Source organism: Amycolatopsis deserti (assembly GCF_014653945.1).
GTDB lineage: Bacteria > Actinomycetota > Actinomycetes > Mycobacteriales > Pseudonocardiaceae > Amycolatopsis_E > Amycolatopsis_E deserti.
In genome coordinates this window covers 322,396-345,488 of the sequence record NZ_BNAU01000003.1, presented here as the reverse complement: position 1 = coordinate 345,488, position 23,093 = coordinate 322,396, and the positions used below count along the sequence as shown (strand labels likewise).

Here is a 23,093-nt window from a genome sequence, read left to right as displayed (position 1 = left end):
AGTGATCGCATCATCGTGGCTGCTGGTCGCGTTTCCGGCCCTCGGCGCGCTCGTCCTGCTGGCCGGGGGACGGCGCACCGACCGCTGGGGTCACCTCCTCGGGTGTGCGACGGTCATCGCGTCGTTCGTGTACGGCCTGGTGCTGTTCTTCGGCAGCGACGGGCACGTGACCGACACCAGGATGTTCACCTGGATCGGCGTCGGTGACCTCCAGATCGACTTCGGACTCCGCATCGACGCGCTCTCACTCGTCTTCATCCTGCTGATCACCGGTGTGGGCGCGTTGATCCACATCTACTCGATCGGCTACATGGCGGAGGACCGCAACCGGCGTCGTTTCTTCGGGTACCTGAACCTCTTCGTGGCCTCCATGCTGGTTCTGGTGCTGGGCAACAACTTCGTGACGCTCTACCTCGGCTGGGAGGGCGTCGGCCTGGCGTCGTACCTGCTCATCGGCTGGTACTCGGACCGCCCGTCCGCGGCGACCGCCGCGAAGAAGGCGTTCCTGATGAACCGCGTCGGTGACGTCGGCCTCGCGCTCGCGATCTTCCTGATGTTCAAGTACCTCGGCACGGTCACCTACGCGGGTGTGTTCGACCGCATCGGCGACGCCCCGCCCGCCGTGATCACCGCGATCGCGATCCTGCTGCTGCTCGGCGCGTGCGGTAAGTCCGGCCAGTTCCCGCTCCAGGCGTGGCTCCCGGACGCCATGGAGGGCCCGACCCCGGTGTCGGCCCTGATCCACGCGGCCACCATGGTCACCGCCGGCGTGTACCTGGTGGCGCGCGCCAACCCGATCTACAACGAGACCGAGACGGGCCGGCTGATCGTCACCCTCGTCGGCGCGATAACCCTGCTGATCGGGTGCATCATCGGCTGCGCCTACGACGACATCAAGAAGGTGCTCGCGTACTCGACCGTCAGCCAGATCGGCTACATGATGCTCGCCGTCGGGCTCGGGCCGTTCGGCTACGCGCTCGGCATCATGCACCTGCTCACGCACGGCTTCTTCAAGGCCGGTCTGTTCCTCGGCGCCGGTTCGGTCATGCACGGCATGAACGACGAGGTCGACATGCGCAAGTTCGGCGGCCTGTACCGGCACATGCCGATCACGTTCGTCACCTTCGGGCTCGGCTACCTGGCGCTCATCGGGTTCCCCTTCCTGTCGGGCTACTTCTCCAAGGACGCGATCATCGAGGCCGCCTTCGGCCAGGAAGGCTGGCGCGGCTGGGTGTTCGGCCTCGCCGCGATGCTCGGCGCCGCGCTGACCGCGTTCTACATGACCCGGCTGATGCTGCTCACCTTCTTCGGCAAGGAACGCTGGCGCGACCTGCGCACCGCCGAGGGCAAGGAGTTCCACCCGCACGAGTCGCCGCCGGTGATGACCGCGCCGATGATCGTGCTGGCCATCGGCTCGCTCGGCGCCGGCGCGTTCTTCGCCCTCGGCGACCGCCTCTCCGAGTGGCTCGCCCCGGCACTGGGTGAACTCGGCGAGGCCGAGCACACCGCGATCCCGCACTCGCTCATCCCGTGGATCACGGTCGCCCTGTCCGCGCTCGGCGTGCTGCTCGCCTGGCTCGTCGTCGGGCGCCGGGACACCCCGGTCGAGCGGCCGGAGAACGTCTCCGCCGTCGTCAAGGCGGCCCGCAAGGACCTGTACGGCAACGCGGTCAACGAGGCACTGGTCGCGACCCCGGGCATGTGGCTCACCCGGTTCTCGGTCTACCTCGACAGCCGGGGCGTCGACGGCGCCGTCAACGGCCTGGCCGCCGCACTCGGTGGCGGGTCCGGGCGGCTGCGCAGACTGCAGACCGGCTTCGTCCGCTCGTACGCCCTGTCGATGCTGGCCGGCTCGTTCGTCCTCGTCGCCGCACTGCTGATGGTGAGGTTCTCATGACCTGGGTACTGGCCCTCATCCTCTGGCCGCTGGTCGGCGCGTGCGTCGTCACCGGGCTGCGCCGCAACGACCGGCTCGCCACCGTCGCCGCGGTGGTGTTCGCCCTCGTCGAGCTGGCGATGATCATCCCGACGTGGGCGACCTACCAGCCGGACGGCGCCCGCCTGCAGCACACCAGCTCGATGGACTGGATCCCGAGCTTCGGCGTGCACATCTCCTTCGGCATCGACGGCATCGCGCTGGTGATGATCGCCGTGATCGCTTTCCTGGTGCCGATCGTCATCGGCGCCCTGGGCACGGCGGACAAGCTGCCGCAGGACCGCAGCGCGGGTGGTTTCCTCGCGCTGATCCTGGTGCAGGAGGCCATCACCATCGCGGTGTTCGCCGCCACCGACGTGTTCCTGTTCTACGTGCTGTTCGAGATCATGCTGATCCCGATGTACTTCCTCATCGGCGGCTACGGCGGCGCGAACCGGCAGTACGCGGCGGTCAAGTTCTTCCTGTACTCCTTCCTCGGCGGTCTGATCATGCTGGCCTCGGCGATCGGGGCCTACTCGCTCGCCGCCGACGAGCTGGGCAACGGCACCTTCGACTGGGCCACGCTGGTCACGGTGGTCCGGGACGCGCCGGCGAGCACCCAGATCTGGCTGTTCCTCGGGTTCTTCCTGGCGTTCGCGATCAAGGCGCCGCTCGTGCCGTTCCACACCTGGCTGCCCGACGCGGCCGGCGAGGCGCCCATCGGCGTCGCCGTGCTGCTGGTCGGTGTGCTGGACAAGGTCGGCACGTTCGGTTTCCTGCGCTACTGCCTGCCGATGTTCCCGGAGGCCAGCAAACAGCTGGCACCGCTGGTGCTGGTGCTCGCCGTGATCGGCGTGCTCTACGGCTCGATCCTCGCCGCCGGGCAGCAGGACATGAAACGCTTCGTCGCCTACGTCTCGATCGCCCACTTCGGGTTCATCGCACTGGGCATCTTCGCCTTCACCCAGCAGGCGACCGTCGGCGCGGTGACCTACATGCTCAACCACAGCCTCGCGACCGGCATGCTGATCGTGGTGCTGGGCCTGGTGATCGCGCGCGGCGGGTCCACCCGGATCTCCGACTACGGCGGCATGTACAAGCTCACGCCACTGCTCGGCGGCATGCTCCTCATCGCGGGTCTGTCCACGTTGTCCCTCCCGGGTACCAACTCGTTCGTCAGTGAGTTCCTGGTGCTGCTGGGCGCGTTCGAGACCCAGCCGGTGTACGCGATCCTCGCGACCGTCGGCATGGTGCTCGCCGCGGCCTACGTGCTCTGGCTGTACCAGCGCCTGATGACCGGCCCGGTGCGGGGGACCGCGCTGGTCGGCGCCGGGGGAGGCCCGGGCACCGCGATCGCTCCCGAGCTGGGCGCCCGGAAGACGATCCGGGACCTCGGCGGCCGGGAGCTGGCGATCCTGGTGCCGATGGTCGTGCTGATCATCGGGCTCGGCTTCTACCCCCAACCCGTGCTGGACACGGTGACCCCGTCGGTCGACGCGACGCTTTCCGCACTCAACGGAGGCCAGTGAAATGCTCGGGATTCTGGCCCAGCAAGGGCAAATCACCGCACCGCAGATCGAGTACGACGCGATCCTGCCGGTGCTGATCGTGCTCGGCGCGGCGTGCGTCAGCGTGCTGTTCGAGGCCTTCCTGCCCCGGCACATGCGGTGGCCGTCGCAGGTGCTGCTCAGCCTGACCGGGCTGGCCGCCGCCGGCGTCGCGCTGGCCGTGTACGTCAGCGGTTCGCCGGTCAAGGGCCTGACCACCCTCAGCGGCGCGGTGTCGGTCGACAAGCCCGCCCTGTTCCTGTGGGGCACCCTGCTCGCCCTCGCGCTGCCCGCGATCCTGCTGATCGCGGACCGCTCGGTGGAGCCGGGCGGCGCTTTCGTGGCGCAGGCCGCCATCCGGCCGGGCACGGTGCAGGACCGGGCCCAGGTCGGCTCGACCGGGATGCAGACCGAGGTCTTCCCGCTGGCGCTGTTCGCGCTGGGCGGGATGATGACGTTCTGCGCGGCCAACGACCTGCTCACCATGTTCATCGCGCTCGAGGTGCTGAGCCTGCCGCTGTACCTGATGTGCGGCCTGGCCCGGCGCCGGCGCCTGCTGTCGCAAGAGGCGGCGGTCAAGTACTTCCTCCTCGGGGCGTTCTCGTCGGCGTTCTTCCTCTACGGGCTCGCGCTGCTGTACGGCTACGCCGGTTCGGTCAAGCTGGCCGACATCGCGGGCGCCGCGGCCGGCTCGGACCGTTCGGACATGCTGTTGTTCGCGGGCATGGGCCTCCTCGTGGTCGGGTTGCTGTTCAAGGGTTCAGTCGGCCCGTTCCACACCTGGACGCCGGACGTCTACCAGGGCGCGCCGACCCCGGTCACCGGGTTCATGGCGGCCTGCACCAAGGTCGCCGCGTTCGGTGGCATCCTGCGCGTGCTGACCGTCGGGTTCGAGTCGACCAGCTGGGAGTGGCGCGGCGTGCTGTGGGCGGTCGCGATCATCTCCATGGCGATCGGCGCCGTGCTCGGCCTCACCCAGACCGACGTCAAGCGCATGATCGCCTACTCGTCCATCGCGCACGCCGGCTTCCTGCTCGTCGGCACGCTCGCGATGACCGACCAGGGCCTGTCCGGCACGCTGTTCTACCTGCTGGCCTACGGCTTCACCACGCTCGCCGCGTTCGGGGTGGTCTCGCTCGTGCGCGACGCCAAGGGCGAGGCCACGCACCTGTCGGCGTGGGCCGGCCTGGCCAAGCGGTCGCCCGTGCTGGCCGGGGTGTTCACCTTCCTCCTTCTTGCTCTGGCCGGGATCCCGCTCACCAGCGGGTTCGTCGGCAAGTTCGTGGTGTTCTCGGCGGCGCTGCGGGACGGCATGGCGCCCCTGGTGGTGGTCGCGCTGGTGTTCAGCGCCGTCGCGGCGTTCTTCTACCTGCGGGTGGTCGTGCTCATGTACTTCAGCAAGCCGGCCCCCGACGGCCCCACCGTGACGGTGCCGGGCGCGTTCACCACGGCGGCGATCACGCTCGGCGTGATCATCACCCTGCTGCTCGGTGTCGCCCCCGCCTTCGCGCTCGACTGGGCGGGAGCGGGCGCCTTCGCCTTCTGACGCCGTGACTTCCGGAAGTGCCCTTCGCCCACCCGGGCGGAGGGCACTTCCGCGTTCGGCGGTCAGGTGGAATCGAGCGCGCGCACCACGTCGGGATAGGAACACACGTGCCGGTGCACTTCGCCGCAACGGCAGGGCTGGTCGTGGGCCAGCCGCATCAGCTTGCGCAGATGCCGCCGGGCCAGTCCACGCTGGCGCGCCTCGGCCAGGGCCAGGCGGGTGGCCTGGTTGCGGTTGCGGCGGCCGGGAAGGGTCTGTTCGGTCATTTCTCGAGGCTCCTTTCGGGAGGGATGTCTCGAGCATGCCCGGTGTGGCGGCGGAGTGGGAAACAGAACGAGATTCTGTGGATGGCTGAAGGCGATGTGGACAAGTCGCGCCGTTTTCCCGTCGGGGCGGCGTTTTTGTCGGATGCGTGTGCTAGGCGACCGGCGCCGCGTGCCGTCCGGACGACGTCAGCGACCGGCTGTTGCTGATCAGCTGGGTCGCGATCTCGTCCACGCAGGCCGTGAAGTCGCGGCCCGCGGCGGCATCCGAGCCCGTCACGTTGTCCAACACCCACAGCCGCCACGCGCCGACCAGCCGCGCGAACGTGTCGCTGCCGTGCCCGGTGAACGTGAAGTGCCCGTCGGCCTCGGCGAGCTGCCCGGCGGCCACGAGCTGGCGCGCGGTCGGCTCGAAGATCCCCGCGGGGACGCCGGTCTGCGTGGCGATCTCCTGCAGCGTGGCGTCGCCGTCGTCGACGCTGTTGCGGTAGATCTGCGCGATCAGCCACGCCTGCGCGTAGCTCAGCGGGACACCGGACCGGGCCAGGATCTCCGGCCCCGGATCGGTCTGCTGCTTCGCCCACACCATCGCCACGACCTTCTCCAGCTCCTGCCGCGAATCCCCGGATCCGGGCATCGCGAAGCCCTCCCCGACGCCGCTGTTGCCCGACGTCAGCGCCTTCGAGCTGTCCCGCAGCGGAACCTCCGCGAGGAACAACGCGACCAGCAGCGCGAGCAGGCCGATCGGCGAGGCGATCAGGAACATCGTGTGAATCGCGTCCACATAGGACTCGGTGGACGGTCGCGGCGGCAGGTTGTTCGCGTAGATCGTGCCGAACACCGCCACGCCGAAGGAACTGCCCAGCGTCCGCAGGAAACTCACGCCCGACGTCGCCACCCCGAGGTCGGTGTAGTCGGCGGTGTTCTGCACGACGATCGTGGGCACCTGCATGGTGCACCCGAGCCCCAGTCCCAGCACGATCATGTACGCCGAGGTGACCCAGAAGCTCGTGCCGGCGTCCAGGTGCGACAGCAGGTACAGGCCCAGCGCCAGCACCAGCGAGCCGGCGATCGGGAACGCCCGGTAGCGGCCGCTCCGGCTGATCACGGTGCCGCTGACCAGCGCGGTGATCATCATCCCGACCACCAGTGGCAGCATCCGCAGCCCCGATTCGGTCGCGCTCGCGCCCTGCACCCGCTGCAGGTACGTCGGCAGGTAGGTGATGCCGCCGAGCATCGCGAACCCGACCACGAAGCTCAGGATGCCGGCCACCGAGAACACCCGGCCGCGGAACAGGCGCATCGGCAGCATCGGCTCCTCGGCCCGCAACTCCACCAGCACGAACGCGACCAGCAGCAGGACCGAGCCCGCCGCCATCCCGATGATCACCGGCGACGCCCACGGGTACTCGGTGCCGCCCCAGCTCGTCACCAGCGTCAGACCGGTCGAGGCGAGCGCGATGAGGACGATCCCCAGGTAGTCGATGCGCGGCTTGACCGCCGCCTTGACCGTGGGCAGCGCGACCGCGGCCACGAGGATCACCAGCACCCCGAGCGGCACGTTGACGTAGAACGCCCACCGCCAGCTCAGGTGGTCCACGAACAGCCCGCCGAGCAGCGGCCCGGCCACCGTCGAGACGCCGAACACCGCCCCGATCGCGCCCTGGTACTTGCCGCGTTCGCGCAGCGGGACGACGTCGGCGATGACCGCGGCCGAAGTCACCATCAGCCCGCCCGCGCCGAGGCCCTGCAACGCGCGGAACGCGACGAGCGTGGCCATCGAGTCGGCCCACCCGCACAGGAACGACCCGGCGAGGAACAGCACCACGCTGGCCAGGAACGCCCGCTTGCGCCCGAACAGGTCGCCGAACTTGCCGATCAGCACCGTCATGATCGTTTCGGCGAGCAGGTAGGACGTGACCACCCACGACAGGTGGTTCGCGCCGCCCAGATCGGCCACGATGGTCGGCAGGGCGGTGGAGACGATCGTCTGGTCGAGCGCGGCCAGCAGCATCCCGAGCATGATCGCCGCGACGATGGTGTTCCGGGCTCGCCTGCTGGTCACGCCGCGAACGTTAGTGCTGGTCAGGAGTGCTCGCGGGCTGCCTCACCCGATGGTGTGGGGCGCGCTGTCACGCGCATCACCGGAGTGGTTCGCAGAGGGCGCACGAACGCCCCGGGTGCAGCCATTACGCTGGTGAGGACCGGTCAGTGAAGTGCGGAGAGGGCGGACAACGTGTCAGTGCGGCACCGGGGTAGCACGATCGAGGAGCTGCGCGGGAGCGTGGGCCTGCGGATCGCCGACGAGCAGCTGCTGCGCACGCTGGCCGCTGGACTGGACGACGTCGAGAAGCTGTTGCGCGACACCGCGCGCAGCGAGGTGCGGGCCGTCCACGACGCCGCGTCGCACCTGGTCGAGGCGGGTGGCAAACGTTTTCGTCCGATGCTGACCCTGCTGGCGGGCGAGTTCGGCGAGGGCAACCACTCCGACGTCGTGATCGCCGCGGCGGCCGTCGAGCTGGTGCACCTGGCCACGCTGTACCACGACGACGTGATGGACGAGGCGACGATGCGGCGCGGCGCGCCCAGCGTCAACGCCCGCTGGACCAACAGCATCGCCATCCTGACCGGCGACTTCCTGTTCGCGCACGCCTCACGGCTGGTGTCCGACCTGGGCACCGACGCCGCCCGGATCCTCGCCGAGACGTTCAGCGAGCTGGTCACCGGCCAGATGCGGGAGACGGTCGGGCCGGGCGAGGGCGAGGACCCGGTGGACCACTACCTCACCGTGATCGCGCAGAAGACCGGTTCGCTGATCGCCACCTCCGGGCGGTTCGGCGCGATGGTGTCCGGCGCCAAGCCCGACGCGATCCTCGCGATGCAGCGGTTCGGCGAGATCATCGGCACCGCGTTCCAGATCTCCGACGACATCATCGACATCGCGTCGCCGTCGCACGAGTCCGGCAAGACGCCGGGCACCGACCTGCGCGAAGGCGTGCGCACGCTGCCGATGCTGTACGCGCTGGCCGACCCGGACACCGACCCGCGGCTGGTCGAGCTGCTGGCCGGCCCGATCACCGACGACGAGCTGGTCGAGGAGGCCCTGACGCTGCTCCGGGCGTCCACCGGCCTGGACCGCGCCATGGTCACCCTGTCGGACTACGCTCAGCGGGCGAGGACCGAGCTGGCCCCCCTGCCGGCCGGGCCCGCGAGGGACGCGTGCGAGTCCGTCGCGGACTACCTCGTCGCGCGGACGCGGTAATGGGGTTGCGTTCGAGCGTCATGCGCGCGCCGCTGCGGCGTCACTGAGAGTGGTAACCGCGCGGTAGGAAAGGAAGGGCAGCACGGATGTCCATTTTCGGACAGGTCTGGCTGTGGAGCGCGGCGGCATTCGTGGTCGGGGTGCTGCTGACCTGGTTGTTCCTGGCACGACCCGCCCAGGCGAGAAGCCGCCACCTGGAGCGCAGGCTCCTCGCCGCGCAGAGCGCGCCCGCCGCGCAGCCGACGCGCACGATGGAGCGGGACCCGGTGTCCGCGCCGGTCGCGCGGAAGGAACCGATCGCCGCGGAGACCCCTGGCGCCGAGGAGCACCACGCGCCACCGTCCTGGCTGGAGCGCGACAGTCTCGCCGGACGGTCGCCCGGGTACCAGCCGGGGTCCGAGATCGACGACGACTCGCTGTTCGAGCCGGAGGAGCCGCAGTCCGACGCGACGACGGTCTTCAACGCGTTCGGCCGCGAGCGGGACGACGCCGCCGAGCGCGGGGCGCTGCGCGTGGGCGATCACGAGCAGGGCGATGAGGCTGCGCCTGGCTTCGCGGAGGCCGAGCAGGGGCGCGGAGCGCTGTTCGAACAAGACGAGGCCGCGTACCGGCGGGGCCCGGCGGCTGGAGCCGAGCAGGGGCGCGGGTCGCTGTTCGAGCAGGACCAGGGGGCTGGGCGCGGGTCGTTGTTCGGGCAGGAGCAGGCCGGGCCGTCGGAGGAGCAGCCGGCGGGGCTGTTCGGCCGGGACGAGACGGCCACCGGGCGTGGCTCGTTGTTCGAGCGGGATGAGCCGGCTGCTGGGCGCGGCGCCTTGTTCGAGCCGGGCCAGGCCGGCAGTGCACATGAGCGTGGGGCGTCGGCTGCGGAGCGCGCCTCGTTGTTCGAGCAGGAGCGGGCCGGGCGTGAGGGGTCGCCGGAGGCTGACGAGCGCTCCTCGCTGTTCGAGCAGGGCCAGGCGGGCCGGGGAGCGCACGCGCGTGACGAGTCGGCGGCCGGGGCCGGGACGCTGTTCGGGCGGGAGGAGGCTCCGGAGCCGGAGCGGGGGTCGCTGTTCGATCCCGATCACGCTCCCGAACCGCAGCGGGTGCCGGAGTCCGGGTCGGCCTTCACGCCGTTCGCCCCGGCCGAGCCGGAGCCGCCGGCCTACGCGTTCGGTTCCGGCGAGCCGGAGCAGGCCACCGACGAGGAGACGGCCACGGAGACCACGCAGGTCCTGCCCAAGCGGCAGCCGCGGCGGTCCTCGCACGCCTTCGACCCGCCGCGGCCCTCGATGCGGACCGTCGAGCGGCGGGAGCCGATCCGGACCGAGGAAGGTGGCCGCAGCGGCTCGCTGTTCGAGCCGACCCCGCGGGACAGCTCCGTGCCGCCGGGACCGTTCGGCCCGGGATCGGCGATGCCGCGGCCGGGCGGCGGGAAGCCGTCCGAGGAGTTCACCGTCAAGGCGAGCGTGACCGCGCTGCGGTACTGCACCGAGGACTCGCCGCAGTACAACCGCATGGTGGCGGAGGTGTGGTTCCGCACCGCGGACGACGCGGAGCGGGTCGGGTTCCGGCCGCTCTAGGGACAGGCGAAAAAGCCCCGCACGGATGGCTGTGCGGGGCTTTTTCGTGTGGTCGGACCGCACCGGGGCAGGGCGCGGGGCCTCGAGCGTCCGAACTCAGTCGACCCTCCAGGTGTCCTTGCCGGTCAGCAGTGCCTGCAGGTCGGCCGGCTTGGCGGAACGGGCCTGTTCGACCTGGGCGCGGGCCTGGTCGTCGTAGGTGGGGCGGGCGACCTGGCGGAAGATGCCGGTCGGGGTGTGGTTGAGGTGCTGGTCGCCGATGCGGGACAGGCCGAAGGCGTACGCGGTGTCGGTGATGGTCGGGTCGTGGACGATCAGCTCGTCCTCGCCGACCTCCGCCACCTTGGCGATCTCGAAACCGCCCCAGCGGTTGGGCACCACGCCGTACTCGCCGTCGGGGCCGAACCGGATCGGCTCGCCCGCGCGCAGCGGGATGATCCGGTGCGCGGCCTCGTCCTTGTCCTTGAGCACGTCGAACGCGCCGTCGTTGAAGATGGGGCAGTTCTGGTAGATCTCCACCAGCGCCGAGCCGCGGTGCTGGGCCGCCGCGGTGAGCACCTCGGTCAGCCCCTTCTTGTCGCTGTCCAACGCGCGGCCGACGAAGGTGGCCTCCGCGCCCAGCGCCAGCGAGATCGGGTTGAACGGCGTGTCCACCGACCCCATCGGGGTGGACTTGGTGATCGTGCCCGGGTCCGAGGTCGGCGAGTACTGGCCCTTGGTCAGGCCGTAGATCCGGTTGTTGAACAGCAGGATCTTGATGTTGACGTTGCGGCGCAGCGCGTGGATCAGGTGGTTGCCGCCGATCGACAGCGCGTCGCCGTCACCGGTGACCACCCACACCGACAGGTCCGGCCGCGTGGTCGCCAGCCCGGTCGCGATCGCCGGCGCGCGGCCGTGGATGGAGTGCATCCCGTAGGTGTTGAGGTAGTACGGGAACCGCGACGAACAGCCGATACCGGAGACGAACACGATGTTCTCGCGCTTGAGCCCGAGCGTGGGCAGGAACGACTGCACCGTGTTGAGCACGACGTAGTCACCGCAGCCCGGGCACCAGCGCACTTCCTGGTCGGACTTGAAGTCCTTCGCCTTCTGGGTCTCGTCGGTGGTCGGCACTAGGTCCAGGCCACCGAGCTGGGGGAGACCGAGATCCGTGGCGGTCATCGGGTCAGCGCTCCTTCGATGATGTCGGTGAAGACGTGCTGCAGTTCCTCGGCCTTGAACGGCAGGCCGGCGACCTTGGTGTAGGAGTGCACGTCCACGAGGTACTTCGCGCGCAGCAGCAGCGCGAGCTGCCCGAGGTTCATCTCCGGCACCACCACGCGGTCGTAGCGGGCCAGGACCTCGCCCAGGTTGCGCGGGAACGGGTTGAGGTGCCGCAGGTGCGCCTGCGCGATCGGCATGCCCTGCTTGCGCACCCGGCGGGCCGCGGCGCCGATCGGGCCGAACGTCGACCCCCACCCCAGCGCCAGCACCCGGGCTTCGCCGGAGGGGTCGTCGACCTCCAGATCGGGCACGTCGATGCCGTCGATCTTGGCCTGGCGCAGCCGGACCATGTGGTCGTGGTTGTCCGGATCGTAGGAGATGTTGCCCTTGCCGTCCTGCTTCTCCAGACCACCGATGCGGTGCTCCAGACCCGGCGTGCCCGGCACCGCCCACTCGCGCGCCAGCGTCTCCGGATCGCGCACGTACGGCCAGAACTCGCCCGAGCCGTCCGCCGCGTTGGGCTTGGTGGCGAACTCCACCGACAGGTCAGGCAGGTCCTCGACGTTCGGGATCAGCCACGGCTCCGAACCGTTGGCGTTCGCGCCGTCGGACAGGATCATCACCGGCGTCCGGTACTTCAACGCGATCCGCACCGCCTCGATCGCCGCCGCGAAACAGTCCCCGGGGGACTGCGGCGCGATCACCGGCAGCGGCGACTCGCTGTTGCGGCCGAACATCGCCTGCAGCAGGTCGGCCTGCTCGGTCTTGGTCGGCAGACCCGTGGACGGGCCGCCGCGCTGCACGTCGATCACCACCAGCGGCAGCTCCAGCATCACGCCCAGCCCGATGGTCTCCGACTTCAGCGCCACGCCCGGCCCGGACGTCGAGGTCACCCCGAGCGCGCCGCCGTAGGAAGCGCCCAGGGCGGCGCCGATGCCGGCGATCTCGTCCTCGGCCTGGAAGGTGATCACACCGAAGTTCTTGTGCCGGGACAGCTCGTGCAGGATGTCCGAAGCCGGGGTGATCGGATACGTGCCCAGCAGGACCGGCAACCCGGCCCGCTGCCCGGCCGCCACGATCCCGTAGGCCAGCGCGGTGTTGCCGGTGATCTGCCGGTAGGTGCCCTTGTCCAGCTTCGCCGGCGCCACCTCATACGTGGTGACGAACGACTCGGTGGTCTCCCCGTAGTTCCAGCCCGCCCGGAAGGCCAGGATGTTCGCCTCGGCGATGTCCGGCTTCTTCGCGAACTTCTCCCGCAGGAACGCCTCGGTGCCCTCGGTCGGCCGGTGGTACATCCACGACAGCAACCCGAGCGCGAACATGTTCTTGCACCGCTCGGCGTCCTTCTTGCCCAGCCCGGTGCCCTCCAGCGCCCCCTGGGTCAGGGTCGACATGGCGACCTTGTGCACCTGGAACGCCGACAGCGTGTCGTCGGCCAGCGGGTCGGAGTCGTAGCCGACCTTCGTGAGATTGCGCTTGGTGAACTCGTCGGTGTTGACGATGATCGTGCCGCCGTTGGGCACGTCCCGCAGGTTCGCCTTGAGCGCGGCGGGGTTCATCACCACCAGCACGTCCGGCCGGTCGCCGGGGGTCAGGATGTCGTAGTCGGCGAAGTGCACCTGGAACGACGAGACGCCCGGGATGGTGCCCTGTGGCGCGCGGATCTCGGCGGGGAAGTTCGGCAGCGTGGCCAGGTCGTTGCCGAAGGCCGCCGCCTCCGAGGTGAACCGGTCACCGGTCAGCTGCATACCGTCACCGGAGTCGCCGGCGAACCGGATGACCACGCGGTCCAGCTTGGCGACTTCGGTGGGTCGGCTCGCCGACAGCACACCGTTGCCGTTCGTGCTCGTGCTCATGGGTCAGAGAATCCCTCTCTCCCGACAGGCCGCGTCGTCGTGGCCGGTGGGCACACTTCCGCCGATACCTCCACCTTACTTGTTGTTCTGTGACGAGAATCGGCGGTGTGATCCCGGTTACCCGTAACTTACGGTTACGTCTAGTTCCGTGTGGTGATCTTCGCCTGCATCGAGGCCAGACGTTCCGCGAAGTCGGGGGAATTCAGGGACTTCACCTGCGGTTCGATCTCGGTGTCCACTGCTCGGGAATGCTCGGCCATGGTCGAGGTTTGCCGCATCGAGAGCTTGGTCGCCAGTACCACCTCGCGGGGTGCGTCCGCCGCCGGTTTCGCCAGTTCCAGTGCCGCCTCCAGCAGGTCGTCGTGGTCACCGTCCACGGTGCGCAACGTCAGCCCGGCCGCCTCCGCCGCCGCGGCGTCCAGCGACTGGCCGAACAACGTCATCGCCCGCGCCCGCTGGATACCCACCGCGCGCTGCAGCATCCACGTGAATCCGCCGCCGGGGTGCAGGCCGAGTTCGAGGAACCGCGGGATGAACTTCGCGCGCGGCCCGGCGAGGCGGACGTCCGCGGCGAGCGCGAGGTTCAGCCCGGCGCCGACGGCCGCGCCACCGACCGCCGCGATCGTGGGCAATGTGGACCGCGCCACCGCGAGAAAACCCTCGTAGACCGCCCGCAGGCCCTCCTCCTGCGCGCTGCCCAGCGTGGTCAGGTCGGCTCCGGCGCAGAACGCCGGCGGGGTGCCGGTGACGACCAGCGCGTGCACGTTGCGGTCCTGCTCGGCCTCGGCGACGGCCTGGGCCAGTTCGGTGGAAAGCGCCAGGGTCAGCGAATTCCGCCGCTGCGGCGCGTCGACGGTGATCACCGCGACCCTGCCGCGCCGCTCGGTCACGATGCGTTCGGTCATGGTCGCCATCATGTCGTGGGGTTGGGCGGGCGCTCAAGGAGCCTGGACAGCACGACGGTGGACACCGTCCGGTCGATGATCTCCAGCCCGCGCAGCCGCTCCAGCGCCATCTCCAGCTGGTGGATGTCGGCGGCCCGCAGGTGCACGATCGCGTCCGCCGCGCCGGTCACCGTGTAGGCGGCGACCACCTCGGGCAGCGGCTCCAGCCGGGCCCGGATGCGGGCCGGGGAGATGTTGCCGCGGCAGTGCACCTCGACGAACGCCTCGGTGCCCCAGCCCAGCGCCTCCGGGTCGACCACCGCCGTGAAGCCGCGCAGCACCCCGGTCTCCAGCAGCCGGTCGACCCGGCGTTTGACCGCCGGGGCGGACAGGCCGACGACCTTCCCGATCTCGGCGTAGCTGGCGCGCGCGTTCGTGACGAGGCACGAAACGATCTGCTGGTCGAGCGTGTTCACACGCAATGTTTAGCAGGTGGATGAGCAAGAAACAGCGATTGATTGTCCCTGAATCGAGCCATACCGTGAACTCATGACGACTCGGGTACCGACGACCCGCCGATACCTCATGTGCCCGCCCCGGTTCTTCGCCGTCGAGTACGCGATCAACCCCTGGATGGACCCCACGCAGCCGGTCAGCGCCGGGCGCGCGATGGCGCAGTGGCGCGAGCTGCGGGACACCTACCGCCGCCTCGGGCACACGGTCGAGGAGATCGAGCCGCAGCCAGGGCTGCCGGACATGGTCTTCGCCGCCAACTCCGGCACCGTCGTCGACGGCCGGGTGCTCGGCGCCCGCTTCCGCGCCCCGCAGCGCGCCGCCGAGGCCGAGCACTTCCGCCGCTGGTTCGTCGAGCACGGCTACCGCGACGTCGTCATGCCGTCCTACGTGAACGAGGCCGAGGGCGACTTCGCGTGGACCGGCCGGATGCTGCTCGCCGGCACCGGGTTCCGCACCGACCCCGCCGCGCACGCCGAGGCGCAGGAGGTGCTCGGGGTGCCGGTGCTGTCACTGCGGCTGACCGACCCGCGCTACTACCACCTGGACACCGCGCTGTTCGTGCTCAGCGAGGCGACCGACACCACGCCGGCACAGATCGCCTACTACCCGGAGGCGTTCTCGGCCGGCTCGCGCCGCGTCCTGGCGCGCCTGTTCCCCGACGCCGTGCTCGCGACGGCGGCCGACGCGGAGTGCTTCGGCCTCAACGGCGTGTCCGACGGGCGCAACGTGGTGCTGCCGGTGGAGGCCACGGACTTGGCCGAGCGGCTCGCGGCCCGCGGCTACGAACCGGTGCCCGTGGACATTTCCGAGCTGCGCAAGGCCGGTGGCGGGCCGAAGTGCTGCACGCTGGAGATCCGCAAATAGGGTCTCATTTCGAAGACGGTGGGACGAACCGGCCGCGTGTTTGTAACAGGTCCTTCGCGTCTCCCGAATCAGGAGCATGACCTCCTGCCGACTCTGTGGCTCGACACAGCTGGCCAGCGTCGTCGACCTCGGGGCGACCCCGCCGTGCGAGGCGTTCCTGACCGAAGCACAACTGGACGAGTCGGAAAATACCTTTCCGTTGCACCTGCGGGTGTGCACGGACTGCTGGCTCGCGCAGATCCCGCCGTTGATCACTCCTGAGGAAACGTTCACCGAATACGCGTATTTCTCGTCGTATTCGGAATCCTGGGTGGATCACGCGGGCCGGTTCGTCGCCGGTGCGGTGGACCGGCTGGGCCTGGACGGCGACTCGTTCGTCGTCGAGGTCGCCAGCAACGACGGGTACCTGCTCAAACACGTTGTGGCACAGGGCATCCGCTGCCTCGGCGTGGAGCCGTCGGTGAACGTCGGCCAAGCCGCCCGGGACGCGGGCGTGCCCACGCTGACCGCGTTCCTCGGCCCGGAGACCGGCGCGGCGGTGCGGGCCGAGCACGGTCCCGCGGATCTGGTCGTGGCGAACAACGTCTACGCGCACATCCCGGACGTCATCGGCTTCACGAAGGGCCTGCGCGCGCTGGTCGCCGACGACGGCTGGGTGTCGATCGAGGTGCAGCACCTGCTCACGCTCATCGAGAAGACCCAGTACGACACGATCTACCACGAGCACTTCCAGTACTACACGGTGGCTTCGGCGCAGCGGGCGCTCGCCTCCGGCGGACTGTCCCTAGTGGACGTCGAGCTGCTGCCGACCCACGGCGGCTCCATCCGGCTGTGGGCCCAGCCCGCCGAAACCGCCGGTGAACCGAGCCACCGCATGGTCGACGTCCTGGCCCGGGAGAAGGCCGCCGGGCTGCACGAACTCTCCGGCTACACCGAGTTCGCCGCCCGGGTCGCCCGCGTGCGCCGCGACCTGCTGCGGTTCCTCGTGGACGCGGCCGACGACGGCCTCACCGTGGTCGGCTACGGCGCGCCGGGCAAGGGCAACACCCTGCTCAACCACTGCGGCATCCGGCCGGACCTGCTCGCCTACACGGTCGACCGCAACCCGTACAAGCACGGCCGGTTCACGCCGGGCACGCGCGTCCCGATCCTGCCGCCGGACCGCATCGCCGCGGACCGGCCCGACTACGTCCTGGTCCTGCCCTGGAACCTGCGGGACGAACTGACCCAGCAGCTGTCCTACGTCGGGGAGTGGGGCGGCAAGCTGGTCTTCCCCATACCCCGCCTGGAAATCGTCGAGGTGAATCCAACGTGAAGGTCGTCCTGTTCTGCGGCGGGTACGGGATGCGGATGCGCAACGGCACCGCTTCCGACGTGCCCAAGCCCATGGCGATGGTCGGTCCCCGGCCGCTGATCTGGCACGTGATGCGCTACTACGCGCACTTCGGGCACACCGAGTTCATCCTGTGCCTCGGTTACGGCGCCCACCACATCAAGGACTTCTTCCTCAACTACGAGGAGACCACCTCCAACGACTTCGTGCTGCGCGGCGGCAAGGCGGAGCTGCTGTCCACCGACATCGCGGACTGGACGATCTCGTTCGTGCAGACCGGGATCGAGTCGCCGATCGGGGAACGGCTGCGCCGCGTGCGCAAGCACCTCGACGGTGACGAGATGTTCCTCGCCAACTACGCCGACGTGCTCACCGACGCGCCGCTGCCGTCGATGATCGAACGGTTCTCCCGGTCGGACGCGGGCGCGTCGATGATGGTCGTGCCGCCGCAGTCGTCGTTCCACTGCGTGGAGATGGACGAGGGCGGCCTGGTCGGCTCCATCACCGCGGTGAGCGAGATGCCGTTGTGGGAGAACGGCGGGTACTTCGTGCTGCGCCAGGAGGTGTTCGACCACATCCCGGAGAACGGCGACCTGGTCGCCGACGGGTGCGCCGAACTCGCCAAGCGCGGCCGCCTGCTCGCCTACCCCTACCGCGGCTTCTGGAAGCCGACGGACACGGTCAAGGAGCGCTACGCCCTGGACGAGGCCTACACGCGCGGGGTGCGCCCGTGGGCGCTGTGGGAGAAGGACCGAGTGCCGGCGTGATCGGACTGATTCCGGAGCGGCTCGAGCGGATCGTGGTGCTCGGCGCCCACTGCGACGACATCGCGATCGGCGCGGGCGGCACCCTGCTCACGCTGAGCCGTCCCGGACTGCGGGTGGACGCCCTGGTGCTCTCCGGCGGCGGCAGTGAGCGCGAGGACGAGGAACGCGCGGCGCTCGCGGCGTTCTGCCCGGGCGCCGACCTGGACGTGACCGTGCTGAAGATGCCGGACGGCCGGCTGCCCGCGCACTGGGACGAGGTCAAGAACGCGCTGGAGGAACTGCGGGCGCGCACCGACCCGGACCTGATCGTCGCACCGCGCACCGACGACGCGCACCAGGACCACCGCGGCCTCGCCAAGCTGGTGCCGACCGCGTTCCGCGGGCACCTCACGCTCGGCTACGAGATCGTCAAGTGGGACGGCGACCTGGGCACACCGTCGGTGTACGTGCCGCTGCGTGACGAACTCGCCGAGAAAAAAGTCGAATTGCTGCAACGGCACTACCCCTCGCAGCGACATCGTCCTTGGTACGACCGGGAGGCTTTCCTCGGGCTGGCCCGCATTCGGGGGATCGAATGCCAGGCGCGGTACGCGGAGGCCTTCGCGGTCCGGAAGTTGTGTCTCCAGCTGGAGGGTTGAGCCATGCGTGTGCTGCTGACCGGGCACAAGGGGTATCTGGGCACGGTGATGGCGCCGGTGCTCACCGCCGCCGGGCACGAGGTGACCGGGCTCGACTCCGGTCTGTTCGACGAGTGCGTGCTCGGCCCGAAGCCGCAGGACCCGCCCGGGCACCGGGTGGACCTGCGGGACGTCACACCCGAGCACGTGTCCGGTGTGGACGCCGTGATCCACCTGGCGGCGCTGTCCAACGACCCGCTGGGCGCGCTGGCGCCCGAGCTGACCTACGAGATCAACCACAGGGCCGCGGTCCGGCTGGCGCGGCTGGCCAAGGACGCCGGGGTGTCCCGGTTCCTCTACGCGTCCACCTGCTCGGTGTACGGCGCTTCGGGCGGCGCGGACCTGGTCAACGAGGACGCTCCGCTGCGGCCGGTGACGCCGTACGCGGAGTCGAAGGTGCTCGTCGAGGACGACCTGCACGAGCTGGCCGATGACGACTTCACCCCGGTCTACCTGCGCAACGCCACCGCGTTCGGGTTCTCGCCGCGGCTGCGGGCGGACATCGTGCTGAACAACCTGGTCGGGCACGCGTGCCTGTCCGGTGAGGTGCTGGTGCTCTCCGACGGCACGCCGTGGCGGCCGCTGGTGCACGCGCGGGACATCGCGCGGGCGTTCGCCGCCGCGCTGGTCGCGCCGCGCGAAGCGGTGCACGACAAGGCGTTCAACATCGGAACCGAGCGCAACAACGTGACCGTCGCCGAGATCGCCGAGCAGGTCGTCGAGGCCGTGCCGGGCTCTCGGCTGCGGATCACCGGCGAGGCCGGCGCCGACCCGCGGTCCTACCGGGTCGACTTCTCCCGCTTCCGCGCCGCGATCCCCGGCTTCACCTGCGAGTGGTCGGTCAAGGACGGCGCGGTCGAGCTGGTCGAGGCCTACCAGCGGCACGGGCTGACCCACTCCGCGTTCGAGCGGAGCTTCACCCGGCTCGCGCGGCTCAAGCGGCACCGCGAGGCCGGTGCGGTCGACGACACCCTGCGGTTCGTGTGATGCGTTGCGGGCCCGGGATGCACGCACTGGTGGAGGGGTGATCCCATGACCACGGGCCGCCACCGCAAGCCCGCTGCGAAGCCGTCCGGGCTGCGAGCCATGGCCGGGCGGTTGTCCTGGGGGCTGGGCGACCAGGCGGTGTCGAGCCTGACGAACTTCGCCGTCGGCATCTACGTGGCCCGCGAACTGGGCGTCACCGCGTTCGGCGTCTTCAGCCTGGCGTGGGTCACCTACGGTGTCATGCTCAACGTCTCGCGCGGGCTGGCGACCGACCCGCTGATGGTGCGCTTCAGCGGCGTCGACACCGGTGTGTGGCGTGCGGCGGTGGCCCGGTCGTCGGCGACCGCACTGGCCGTGGGCGCCGTGGCGGGCCTGGTCAGCGTGCTGTTCGGAATCGTGGTGGGCGGGAGCGTCGGACCGGCGTTCGTCGCGCTCGGCGTGATCCTGCCGCCGCTGCTGTTGCAGGACAGCTGGCGGTTCGCGTTCTTCGCCTCCGGCGAAGGCCAGAAGTCGTTCGTCAACGACGCCCTGTGGGGCGTGGCCATGATCCCGGCGATGGTGCTGGCCGCGCTGCACGGCAGCGTCGTCGCGTTCCTGCTGGCCTGGGGTGGCGCGGCCGCGGTCGCCGCGGGCTACGGCTACCTGCAGACCGGTCTGCGGCCGAGCCTCGACGGGGTGCGGTCCTGGCTGCGCGACCAGCGCGACCTCGGGCCGCGCTACCTCGTCGAGAACGTCAGCAACAGCGGTGGTTCGCAGATCCGGATGTACGGCCTCGGCGCCATCGCCGGACTGGCGGCCGTCGGGACCGTGCGGGGTGGCGAACTGCTGCTCGGCCCGTTCCTCGCGGTCCTGATGGGCCTGGCCTACGTCGCGGTGCCCGAGGCGGCCCGCGTGGTGCGCCGCAACGTGCGGCGGCTGACGACCTTCTGCCTGGTGCTGGGCGGGAGCCAGGCGCTCGCTGCGCTGCTGTGGGGCGGCGCGCTGCTGCTCGTCCTGAACGACCACCTCGGCGAGCTCGTGCTCGGCGACGTCTGGCGCACCGCCCAGGCGATGATCATCCCCGCCACGCTGTCCGTCTTCAACGCGAGCTTCATCGGTGGCGCCGCGACCGGCCTGCGGGCGCTGGGCGCGGCCCGCCGCAGCATGCGCTGCCAGCTCATCGCGTCGTCCCTCTACGTCATCGGCGGCCTGTCCGGCGCGGCGATCGGCGGGGCCGTGGGGTCCGGCTGGGGCGTCGCGTGCGCCACCTTCGCGGGCGCGTTCGTGTGGTGGAGCCAGCTGCACGTCGCCGCCCGCGCACACGTCCCTGTCCCGGAGGAATCGAGGACCCCATGACCGCACCGAGGTTGAGCATCGGACTGCCCGTCTACAACGGGGAAAACTACGTGGCCGAGGCGCTCGACAACCTCCTGGCCCAGACCTTCACCGACTTCGAACTGATCATCTCGGACAACGCCTCCGGCGACGGCACGCAGGAGATCTGCGAGAAGTACGCCGCGCGGGACGACCGCATCCGGTACGTGCGGCAGCCGCGCAACATCGGGGCCGCGCCCAACCACAACTTCGTGGTGCGGGCGGCGCGCGGCGAGTTCTTCAAGTGGGCCGCGCACGACGACCTGTTCGCCCCCGAGCTGCTGGCGCGCTGCGTCCAGGCGCTCGACGAGCACCCGGAAGCGGTGCTCGCGCACACGTACATGGCGATCGTGGACGAGCGGGGCGAGGTCATCGAGAACTACGACTACGGCCTGGCCACCGATTCGCCGGACGCCGCGGTCCGGTTCCGCAGCCTGATGTTCACCGAAGGCGGGGACGACTTCTACGGCGTCATCCGCACCTCGGTGATGCGGCGGATCGCACCGCACGACAGCTACCACAACGCCGGCCGCAAGCTGGTCGGTGAACTCGCGCTGCACGGGACGTTCGTGCAGGTCCCGGAGGTCATGTTCTTCCGCCGCGAGCACCCAGGCCGCGGCGACAACCTGGGCTCGGTGCAGAAGGTGTGCGCGAACCTCGACCCGCGCCGGGAGGGCCAGTCGAAGGCGCGGCTGTTCGCCGAGTACCTGGCCGGGTACGTCACGGCGATCCGGCGCGCACCGCTGTCGTCGAGCGAACGGCGCCGCTGCTACGCCGTGATCGCGGAATGGCTCGGCGGCAAGCCACTGCGGAAGGTGGGTCTGCTTTCGTGACGCGCATCGGGTTCTTCGGCATCCTCGGCTCGGGCAACCTGGGCAACGACGGATCGCTCGACGCCGTATTGAGATACGTGCGAAAGCGATATCCGGACTCCGAGCTGGGTTTCCTGGCGATGGGGCCGGAGGAACTCACCGCGCGGTACGGCGCGCCCGCCACGCACCTGCAGTGGTACGAGCCGCACGCGGGTGACGCGACCGGATTGCGGGCGGCCGGGTTGAAGGTGCTCGGCAAGCTGCTCGACCCGTTCCGGACCTGGGCCTGGGTGCGGAACTTCGACGTGGTCATCGTGCCCGGGATGGGGGTGCTGGAGGCGACGCTGCCGCTGCGGCCGTGGGCGCTGCCGTACTCGCTGTTCTGGCTCGGCGTGACCGCCCGCCTCACCGGGACCAGGGTCGCGCTCGTCAGCGTCGGCGCCGACGTGGTGCGCAAACGCGCCACCCGGTGGGTCATCACGCGCGCCGCGCGGCTGGCGCACTACCGGTCCTACCGGGACGAGCACTCGCGTCAGGCGATGGCCCGCATGGGGGTCGACGTGAGCGGGGACGGCGTCTTCCCGGACCTGGCGTTCGGCCTCGACGGTCCCGAACCGCGGACCTCGGCCGGCGCGGTCGGGGTCGGCGTGATGGCCTTCCACGGCGGCAACGACGACCGCGCCCGCGCGGACGAGATCAACCGCGCCTACCTGGCCACCGTGAAACGGTTCGTGCGCCTGCTGGCCGACGAGGGCCGCCCGATCCGGTTGTTCACCGGCGATGTCGCCGACGCCGAGGTGCCCGCGGAGATCATCGCCGCGGTGCCGGGCGCGGATATCGTCGCCGAGCCACTGACCTCGCTGCAGGACCTCATGCACCAGATGGCCGCCGTCGACGTCGTCGTCGCCACGCGCTACCACAACGTGCTCTGCGCGCTGAAGACCGCGAAACCGACGATTTCCCTGGGCTACGCGCGCAAGAACGACGTGCTCATGGAGGCGATGGGGCTCGGCGAGTTCTGCCAGTCCGCCCGGGAACCCGACTTCGACCGGCTGGTGCGGCAGTTCCGCGAGCTGGAGGACCGGCGCGAGGAGCTGACCGCGGTGCTCAAGGAACGCAATCGTGTGATGACCGAGCGGCTCGAGCGCCAGTTCGACATCATGTCCGAGTCCGTCATCGAAGGGAGCCGGACGTGAAGGCCGTACCGGTACCCGGCATCGCCGGGGCGTGGTTGTTCGAACCGACACCGCACGCCGACGCGCGCGGGTTCTTCTCGCGCACGTTCGACCGCGAGGTCGTCGCCTCCGTCGGCATCGACCCGGACGGCTTCGCGCAGGACAGCCTGTCCCGCTCGGTCAAGGGCGTGATCCGCGGGATGCACCTGCGCTCCGGCGCCGGGGAGGCCAAGCTGGTCCGCTGCTCCTACGGCGAGGTGTTCGACGTCGTCGTGGACCTGCGGCCGGACTCGCCGACCTTCCGCAACACCGAGTACTTCCAGCTCTCCGGCGACACCCAGGTCAGCGTGTACGTGCCGGCGGGCTGCGCGCACGGTTTCCAGGCGCTGACCGACCCCGCCGACGTCTCCTACCGCATCGACCGGCCGCACGACCCGTCCGAAGACGTGACCATCGCGTTCGACGACCCGGACCTGGCCATCCCGTGGCCGCTGCCGGTGAGCCTGACCTCCGACCGCGACCGGCGCGCGCCCTCGCTCGCCGAAGTTCTGAAGACCCTGAGGTGACAGTC

At 70.2% G+C, this 23,093-nt stretch carries 20 protein-coding genes; 14 read left to right on the top strand and 6 right to left on the bottom strand.

What is annotated here, in order from left to right:
- Position 1: 1 nt before the first annotated feature.
- Genes nuoL through nuoN form a run of 3 tightly spaced genes read left to right on the top strand, consistent with a single transcriptional unit; the run spans position 2 to position 5,008 of the window.
- Entirely contained in the window at positions 2-1,897 is a 1,896-nt protein-coding gene (gene nuoL / locus IE290_RS16310; protein ID WP_191245418.1) for an NADH-quinone oxidoreductase subunit L, read from the top strand.
- Complete coding sequence (locus IE290_RS16305; protein ID WP_191245417.1) at positions 1,894-3,444, top strand: NADH-quinone oxidoreductase subunit M; 1,551 nt, start codon at positions 1,894-1,896, stop codon at positions 3,442-3,444. The genes nuoL and IE290_RS16305 overlap by 4 nt, the downstream gene beginning before the upstream one ends.
- A gap of 1 nt (position 3,445) precedes the next feature.
- On the top strand, positions 3,446-5,008 hold the full coding sequence (nuoN, locus tag IE290_RS16300) for an NADH-quinone oxidoreductase subunit NuoN (protein ID WP_191245416.1): 1,563 nt from the start codon (positions 3,446-3,448) through the stop codon (positions 5,006-5,008).
- Between the two features lie 62 nt (positions 5,009-5,070).
- Here the strand turns inward: nuoN and IE290_RS16295 are convergent, their stop codons facing one another.
- Both IE290_RS16295 and IE290_RS16290 read right to left on the bottom strand, forming a co-directional pair.
- Entirely contained in the window at positions 5,071-5,274 is a 204-nt protein-coding gene (locus IE290_RS16295; RefSeq protein ID WP_191245415.1) for a hypothetical protein, read from the bottom strand.
- Between the two features lie 151 nt (positions 5,275-5,425).
- Positions 5,426-7,336 carry an MDR family MFS transporter gene (locus IE290_RS16290; RefSeq protein WP_191245414.1) on the bottom strand — a complete coding sequence of 637 codons (1,911 nt, stop codon included), beginning with the start codon at positions 7,334-7,336 and terminating at the stop codon, positions 5,426-5,428.
- 177 nt (positions 7,337-7,513) lie between these two features.
- Here IE290_RS16290 and IE290_RS16285 point away from each other — a divergent pair, with 177 nt between their 5' ends.
- Together IE290_RS16285 and IE290_RS37875 are read left to right on the top strand one after the other, a co-directional pair.
- Positions 7,514-8,533 carry a polyprenyl synthetase family protein gene (locus IE290_RS16285; RefSeq protein WP_191245413.1) on the top strand — a complete coding sequence of 340 codons (1,020 nt, stop codon included), beginning with the start codon at positions 7,514-7,516 and terminating at the stop codon, positions 8,531-8,533.
- 86 nt (positions 8,534-8,619) lie between these two features.
- Entirely contained in the window at positions 8,620-10,095 is a 1,476-nt protein-coding gene (locus IE290_RS37875; protein ID WP_229874534.1) for a sunset domain-containing protein, read from the top strand.
- Between the two features lie 96 nt (positions 10,096-10,191).
- Here IE290_RS37875 and IE290_RS16275 read toward each other — a convergent pair whose 3' ends face one another.
- From IE290_RS16275 to IE290_RS16260, 4 genes are all read right to left on the bottom strand, one after another.
- Positions 10,192-11,256 (bottom strand): 2-oxoacid:ferredoxin oxidoreductase subunit beta, encoded by a 1,065-nt coding sequence (locus tag IE290_RS16275; protein WP_191245412.1) that lies wholly within the window; start codon positions 11,254-11,256, stop codon positions 10,192-10,194.
- Positions 11,253-13,154, bottom strand: coding sequence for a 2-oxoacid:acceptor oxidoreductase subunit alpha (locus tag IE290_RS16270; RefSeq protein ID WP_191245411.1), 1,902 nt, complete (start codon positions 13,152-13,154; stop codon positions 11,253-11,255). The genes IE290_RS16275 and IE290_RS16270 overlap by 4 nt, the downstream gene beginning before the upstream one ends.
- 140 nt (positions 13,155-13,294) lie before the next feature.
- Positions 13,295-14,059 carry an enoyl-CoA hydratase gene (locus IE290_RS16265; protein ID WP_191245410.1) on the bottom strand — a complete coding sequence of 255 codons (765 nt, stop codon included), beginning with the start codon at positions 14,057-14,059 and terminating at the stop codon, positions 13,295-13,297.
- A gap of 8 nt (positions 14,060-14,067) precedes the next feature.
- Positions 14,068-14,514 (bottom strand): Lrp/AsnC family transcriptional regulator, encoded by a 447-nt coding sequence (locus IE290_RS16260; protein WP_191245409.1) that lies wholly within the window; start codon positions 14,512-14,514, stop codon positions 14,068-14,070.
- Between the two features lie 73 nt (positions 14,515-14,587).
- Here IE290_RS16260 and ddaH point away from each other — a divergent pair, with 73 nt between their 5' ends.
- From ddaH to IE290_RS16215, 9 genes are all read left to right on the top strand, one after another.
- A complete protein-coding gene (ddaH, locus tag IE290_RS16255) occupies positions 14,588-15,418 on the top strand; it encodes a dimethylargininase (RefSeq protein WP_229874533.1) in 831 nt (276 codons plus the stop codon).
- A gap of 76 nt (positions 15,419-15,494) precedes the next feature.
- Positions 15,495-16,733 (top strand): class I SAM-dependent methyltransferase, encoded by a 1,239-nt coding sequence (locus IE290_RS16250; RefSeq protein WP_191245408.1) that lies wholly within the window; start codon positions 15,495-15,497, stop codon positions 16,731-16,733.
- A complete protein-coding gene (locus tag IE290_RS16245; RefSeq protein ID WP_020417439.1) occupies positions 16,730-17,518 on the top strand; it encodes a sugar phosphate nucleotidyltransferase in 789 nt (262 codons plus the stop codon). The genes IE290_RS16250 and IE290_RS16245 overlap by 4 nt, the downstream gene beginning before the upstream one ends.
- Complete coding sequence (locus IE290_RS16240; protein WP_191245407.1) at positions 17,515-18,156, top strand: PIG-L deacetylase family protein; 642 nt, start codon at positions 17,515-17,517, stop codon at positions 18,154-18,156. The genes IE290_RS16245 and IE290_RS16240 overlap by 4 nt, the downstream gene beginning before the upstream one ends.
- A 3-nt stretch (positions 18,157-18,159) precedes the next feature.
- Positions 18,160-19,182: an NAD-dependent epimerase/dehydratase family protein gene (locus IE290_RS16235; protein WP_191245406.1), complete on the top strand. Its 1,023-nt coding sequence runs from the start codon at positions 18,160-18,162 to the stop codon at positions 19,180-19,182.
- 45 nt (positions 19,183-19,227) lie between these two features.
- Entirely contained in the window at positions 19,228-20,517 is a 1,290-nt protein-coding gene (locus IE290_RS16230; RefSeq protein WP_191245405.1) for an MATE family efflux transporter, read from the top strand.
- Complete coding sequence (locus tag IE290_RS16225) at positions 20,514-21,368, top strand: glycosyltransferase family 2 protein (RefSeq protein WP_191245404.1); 855 nt, start codon at positions 20,514-20,516, stop codon at positions 21,366-21,368. Before IE290_RS16230 ends, IE290_RS16225 begins: the two co-directional genes overlap by 4 nt.
- The gene (locus IE290_RS16220; protein ID WP_191245403.1) at positions 21,365-22,543 is read left to right on the top strand and encodes a polysaccharide pyruvyl transferase family protein; all 1,179 of its coding nucleotides are present in this window, start codon (positions 21,365-21,367) and stop codon (positions 22,541-22,543) included. The genes IE290_RS16225 and IE290_RS16220 overlap by 4 nt, the downstream gene beginning before the upstream one ends.
- Positions 22,540-23,088 carry a dTDP-4-dehydrorhamnose 3,5-epimerase family protein gene (locus IE290_RS16215; protein WP_191245402.1) on the top strand — a complete coding sequence of 183 codons (549 nt, stop codon included), beginning with the start codon at positions 22,540-22,542 and terminating at the stop codon, positions 23,086-23,088. Before IE290_RS16220 ends, IE290_RS16215 begins: the two co-directional genes overlap by 4 nt.
- Positions 23,089-23,093 lie beyond the last annotated feature (5 nt).